Origin of the sequence: Pseudomonas sp. UBA5666, assembly GCF_002420785.1 — a bacterium.
GTDB lineage: Bacteria > Pseudomonadota > Gammaproteobacteria > Pseudomonadales > Pseudomonadaceae > Aquipseudomonas > Aquipseudomonas fulva.
In genome coordinates this window covers 1-5,520 of the sequence record NZ_DIIQ01000010.1, presented here as the reverse complement: position 1 = coordinate 5,520, position 5,520 = coordinate 1, and the positions used below count along the sequence as shown (strand labels likewise).

Below are 5,520 nucleotides of genomic sequence, written 5' to 3'. Positions count from 1 at the left end.
ACCCATGCAGTAGTTGGCGAACGTGCGCGCACCGTCCTGCATCGCCGCCTTGTCGCTCAGGTCGATATCGACCTTGTCCAGTTCCACGCCATGCTCTGCAGCAAGGGTGAATGCAGGCATCACTGCCAGGAGAATTACAGCAATCAACTTTTTCATCAGCCAGTCACCCTTTCCGGAACCGGTTTGGTCTTCTCGAGCCTTGTGTAGAACGGCATCAGCAGGAAGTAGGCGAAGTACAGGAACGTGCACACCTGCGACAGCAAGGTACGCCCAGGCGTCGGCGCCAGTACCCCCAGCACGCCGAGGACGATGAAGGCGACGCAGAACACCAGCAGGAAGAGTTTGCTTATCCAGCCCTTGTAGCGCATGGAGCGAACGGGGCTGCGGTCCAGCCAGGGCAGCACGAACAGCACGGCAATGGCAGCGCCCATGGCGATCACGCCCATCAGTTTGTCCGGTACGGCGCGCAAGATGGCGTAGAACGGCGTGAAGTACCACACCGGCGCGATGTGCTCAGGGGTCTTGAAGGCGTTGGCCTGTTCGAAGTTGGGTTTTTCCAGGAAGTATCCGCCCATTTCCGGGAAGAAGAACACCACGGCGCAGAACACGAACAGGAACACGACCACTCCGACGATATCCTTGACGGTGTAGTACGGGTGGAACGGAATGCCGTCCAGCGGGATACCGTTTTCGTCCTTGTGCTTCTTGATGTCGATGCCGTCAGGGTTGTTCGAGCCGACTTCGTGCAAGGCCAGGATGTGCAGCACCACCAGGCCCAGAATGACGATCGGCAAGGCCACCACGTGCAGGGCGAAGAAGCGATTGAGCGTGATGCCCGAAATCAGGTAGTCGCCGCGAATCCACTGGGTGATGTCATCGCCGATGACGGGAATGGCCCCGAACAGGGAGATGATCACCTGTGCGCCCCAATACGACATCTGCCCCCATGGCAGCAGGTAGCCCATGAACGCCTCAGCCATCAGCGCCAGGTAGATCAGCATGCCAAACAGCCATACCAGCTCCCGGGGCTTTTGGTAGGAGCCATACAGCAAGCCGCGGAACATGTGGAGGTAGACGACGATGAAGAAGGCCGACGCACCCGTCGAATGCAAGTAGCGCAGTATCCAGCCGTACTCCACGTCACGCATGATGTATTCGACCGAGGCGAAAGCCTCTTCGGCCGAAGGCGTGAAACTCATCGTCAGCCAGACCCCGGTGACGATCTGATTGACCAGCACCAGCAAGGCCAGAGAGCCGAAGAAGTACAGGAAATTGAAGTTCTTGGGCGCGTAGTACTTGCTGAGGTGGTCTTCCCACATCTTGGTGGCAGGGAAACGCGCGTCGATCCAGTCCATGAACTTGCTCATCATGCGTTCTCCTGGTCGATACCGATGACGATGATTTCGTCGGACTCGTAGGCATGCGGCGGCACCGGCAGGTTCAGCGGTGCCGGCTGCGACTTGTACACTCGCCCCGCCATGTCGTAGTGGGAACCATGGCAGGGGCAGAAATAACCTCCGACCCATTTGGGTCCGAGGTCGACAGGGGCCACTTCAGGGCGGAACGTCGGCGAGCAACCCAGGTGCGTGCACAGACCAACCAGCACGAGGATCTCTGGCTTGATGGAGCGTACCTGCGGATCGACGTAGGTCGGCTGGTCCGATGCCTGGGAATCGGGGTCTGACAGTTCGCCGGTGATTTTCTTGAGATTGCCGAGGATCTCAGCCGTTCGCCGCACGATGAATACAGGCTGCCCTCGCCATTCTGCAACCATCTGCTGCCCTGGCTCGACCTTGGCGATGTTGACCTTTACCGGTGCACCTGCAGCTTTCGCCTTGGCACTGGGGAACCATGACCCCACGAACGGTACCGCAGCCCCCACTGCTCCCGCTGCCCCGACCACGGATGTCGCGGCTACGAGGAAGCGGCGCCGGCCTGCGTTGACGCCGTCATTGCTCATTCAGTCCTCTCCCATCAGCTTGCTTGGCCTGTTGAACCAGGCTCGTACCTAGGTTGTGTCAGTGGCGCTAAAAATTGGTCGCCATGGTAAGTAACAAAACCACACACTGACAAGGTGATTACCGGGCTGCACGGCCACTACCCACGCTTTGCTTGATCTACGTCTATGGGAAAGACGCTCACCGCCGAGCGGGTGAATTATTCAAGGCAAAAAAAAGCCCGGTTCCAAGGAACCGGGCTTTTTTCGACTGCCGAAGCGGTATTAACGCTTGGAGTACTGAGGACGCTTACGCGCTTTACGCAGACCCACTTTCTTACGCTCGACTTCACGAGCGTCGCGGGTGACGTAGCCAGCACGACGCAGTGCGCCACGCAGGGTTTCGTCGTATTCCATCAGAGCGCGGGTGATACCGTGACGGATCGCACCGGCCTGACCGCTGACACCACCACCGGAAACGGTGACGTAGATGTCGAATTTCTCAACGCTTTCGGTCAGCTCGAGTGGCTGGCGAACAACCATGCGAGCGGTTTCGCGACCGAAGAACACGTCCAGAGAACGGTTGTTGATGGAGATGTTACCAGTACCCGGACGCAGGAATACGCGAGCGGTTGCGGTCTTGCGACGGCCAGTGCCGTAATTTTGAGTCGCCGACATAATGAACTATCCCGTTAGATCTTCAGTTCTTGAGGCTGCTGAGCAGTGTGTGGGTGAGCAGCACCCGCGTACACTTTCAGCTTACGGTACATGTCGCGACCCAGCGGGTTCTTCGGCAGCATGCCTTTGACCGCAGTCTCGATAACACGCTCAGGGGCCTTGGCGATCAACTTCTCGAAGTTGATTTCCTTGATACCACCTGGGAAACCGGAGTGGGAGTAGTACATTTTGTCGGAAGACTTGGCACCCGTCACACGAACCTGCTCGGCGTTGATGACGACGATGTAGTCGCCGGTATCAACGTGAGGGGTGTATTCTGGCTTGTGTTTGCCACGCAGACGGCTAGCGATTTCGGTAGCCAGACGACCCAGGGTCTGGCCAGCGGCGTCGACTACGAACCACTCGCGCTTTACTGTTTCCGGTTTAGCAGTAAAAGTTTTCATTCTCTAAAGCCTCAGAGGCCGCCCAGCGAAAAATAGACGGCGAATCTTACTGGATAGTGCACAGCTTGCCAAGGGCAAGCGCGCAGCCGAACGCTGACGCTTTTGGGGGCTCGGGTCAGGCACGCCAATGTTCGACGGGGTTCTTCCTGCGTGATGGTGCATCACTTCCGCCACGCGGAGAGGGGCTGAATTATCCAGATTGCGGGAAAAATATCAACCTGCTTTGATGAATGACCATAGCCAAGGAGCAAGCAACCGATGGACTACCGTCAGCTGGGTCGCACCGACCTCGAAGTCAGCGCGCTGTGTCTGGGCACCATGACCTGGGGCGAACAGAACGATCAGACCCAGGCATTCGAACAGATTGGCCGGGCCAAGGCCGCAGGCATCAACTTCATCGACACTGCCGAGATGTACCCGGTACCCCCGCGCCCGGAAACCTATGCCGCCACCGAGCGCATCATCGGCAACTGGTTCGCCCGCCAGGGCGGTCGGGACGACTGGGTACTGGCCAGCAAGGTGGCCGGCCCCGGCAATGGCATCAGCCATATCCGCGACGGTCAACTCAGGCACAACCGGCAACACATTGTCGCGGCACTGGAAGAGAGCCTGCGGCGCCTGCAGACTGATCGCATCGATCTCTACCAACTGCACTGGCCTGAGCGCAGCACCAACTTTTTCGGCAAGCTGGGCTACCAGCACCTGCCGCAAGACCATTTCACCCCACTGGAAGAAACCCTGGAGGTGCTCGACGAGCAGGTGCGCGCGGGCAAGATCCGCCACATCGGGCTGTCCAACGAAACCCCCTGGGGCACCATGAAATTCCTGCAGTTGGCCGAAACCCGTGGCTGGCCTCGGGCCGTCTCCATCCAGAACCCCTACAACCTGCTCAACCGCAGCTTCGAGGTGGGGCTTGCCGAAATCGCTATTCGCGAGCAGTGCGGCCTGCTGGCCTACTCGCCCCTGGCCTTTGGCATGCTCTCGGGCAAATACGACGGCGGCGCCCGCCCGGAGAAGGCGCGTCTGACCCTGTTCAGCCGCTTTGCGCGCTATTCCAACCCACAGACAGTGGCCGCTTGCGAGCGTTATGTACAGCTGGCCCGGGAACACGGTGTCGATCCGGCGCAGATGGCGTTGGCCTTCGTTACCCGTCAACCGTTCGTGACCAGTAACATCATCGGTGCCACCAGCCTCGAGCAACTGGACAGCAACCTGGCCAGCCTCGAACTCAGCCTCGATGACGAACTGCTGGCAGCCATCGAGGCCATCCACCAGGATCAACCCAACCCCGCGCCCTGAGCACGCACCCAACGCCGCTTGCTTCTCGGGTTTACCCGCGAAGCGGGCGGCGCTGTCTACCAGGCTAGACATGACCCGTAAAAAATAAGACGATCCAGCCAGTGATTGACCACTCCATCCTATAAGAACAATGACAATGATGTTTACCCAACCCTCCGCGTCGTTGCGGCGCGTCAGCATCCTGGCCATTGACAAGGTATTCGCTTCGACCTTGATGCAGGCCAAGGACTTCTTTCACCTGGCCAGCTTGCGCTACGGCAAGCAGCTTGGCCTGGGCTTGCAACCCATGTTCGAGATCCACCTGGTCAGCCCTGACGGGTTGCCGGTAGAGAGCTTCAGCAACGTGCAGCTGCCGGTGGACGGCGGCCTGGATGATGCCGATGTGATCATCCTTCCGGCGTTCTGGGACGATTTTGACAACCTGTTGCAACGTTATCCGCAGGTGCTGCCCTGGCTGCAGGCACAGCATGCGCGGGGCGCCGTGCTGTGTGCAGAGGCCAGCGGCGTGTTCTGGCTGGCCGAGTCAGGCCTGCTCGACGGCAAGGAAGCGACCACGTACTGGCGTTTCTTCGACAGTTTTGCCGAGCGCTTCCCACACGTACGCCTGACCCAGGACAAACACCTGACCGATGCGGACAATCTGTACTGCGCTGGCGGCACCACGTCAGCCTGCGATCTGTACATCTACCTGATCGAGCGCTTCTGCGGGGCCAATGTGGCGCGGGCCGTGTCGCGCGACATCCTGTACGAGGTGCAGCGCAACTACACGCCGGGACGCATGGGCTTTGGCGGCCAGAAGCTGCACCAGGACCTGATCATCCTGCAGATTCAGCACTGGCTGGAAGAGCATTTCGCCGACAAGTTTCGCTTCGAGGACGTAGCCCGCAACCACGGCATGAGCATTCGCAATTTCATGCGCCGTTTCCAGGGCGCAACCGGGGACAAGCCGCTGCATTACCTGCAACGCTTGCGCATCGAGACGGCCAAGGGGCTGTTGTCGAGCACGCGCAAGAGCATCAAGACCATCAGTTACGAGGTGGGCTATGACGATGCCAGCTTCTTCGCCCGGCTGTTTCGCCAGCACACCGACCTGTCACCGAATCAGTATCGCCAGCAGTTCATGCAAGAGGCCTGAGCGCAATCGGGCTGCCTTGCAGCCCATCG

The 5,520-nt window shown here is 59.4% G+C and carries 6 protein-coding genes and 1 pseudogene; 2 read left to right on the top strand and 5 right to left on the bottom strand.

Features of this window, described 5'->3' with window-relative positions; translation table 11 throughout:
* The 5 genes and pseudogenes from B2Y33_RS06820 to rplM all read right to left on the bottom strand — a co-directional run.
* Nucleotides 1-156 (bottom strand): annotated as a pseudogene (locus tag B2Y33_RS06820) (cytochrome c1); the annotation flags it as partial.
* Nucleotides 156-1,367, bottom strand: coding sequence for a cytochrome b (locus B2Y33_RS06815; protein ID WP_028687198.1), 1,212 nt, complete (start codon nt 1,365-1,367; stop codon nt 156-158). The gene B2Y33_RS06815 and the pseudogene B2Y33_RS06820, both read right to left, overlap by 1 nt.
* On the bottom strand, nt 1,367-1,960 hold the full coding sequence (gene petA / locus B2Y33_RS06810; protein WP_023534417.1) for a ubiquinol-cytochrome c reductase iron-sulfur subunit: 594 nt from the start codon (nt 1,958-1,960) through the stop codon (nt 1,367-1,369). Before petA ends, B2Y33_RS06815 begins: the two co-directional genes overlap by 1 nt.
* A 261-nt stretch (nt 1,961-2,221) precedes the next feature.
* On the bottom strand, nt 2,222-2,614 hold the full coding sequence (gene rpsI / locus B2Y33_RS06805) for a 30S ribosomal protein S9 (RefSeq protein WP_003251821.1): 393 nt from the start codon (nt 2,612-2,614) through the stop codon (nt 2,222-2,224).
* A gap of 14 nt (nt 2,615-2,628) precedes the next feature.
* On the bottom strand, nt 2,629-3,057 hold the full coding sequence (rplM, locus tag B2Y33_RS06800) for a 50S ribosomal protein L13 (protein ID WP_003260798.1): 429 nt from the start codon (nt 3,055-3,057) through the stop codon (nt 2,629-2,631).
* Between the two features lie 258 nt (nt 3,058-3,315).
* Between rplM and B2Y33_RS06795 the strand changes: the two genes are divergently transcribed.
* Nucleotides 3,316-4,356 (top strand): NADP(H)-dependent aldo-keto reductase, encoded by a 1,041-nt coding sequence (locus tag B2Y33_RS06795; RefSeq protein ID WP_145280237.1) that lies wholly within the window; start codon nt 3,316-3,318, stop codon nt 4,354-4,356.
* Nucleotides 4,357-4,594: 238 nt separating this feature from the next.
* Nucleotides 4,595-5,491 carry a GlxA family transcriptional regulator gene (locus B2Y33_RS06790; protein WP_162832347.1) on the top strand — a complete coding sequence of 299 codons (897 nt, stop codon included), beginning with the start codon at nt 4,595-4,597 and terminating at the stop codon, nt 5,489-5,491.
* Nucleotides 5,492-5,520: the final 29 nt, after the last annotated feature.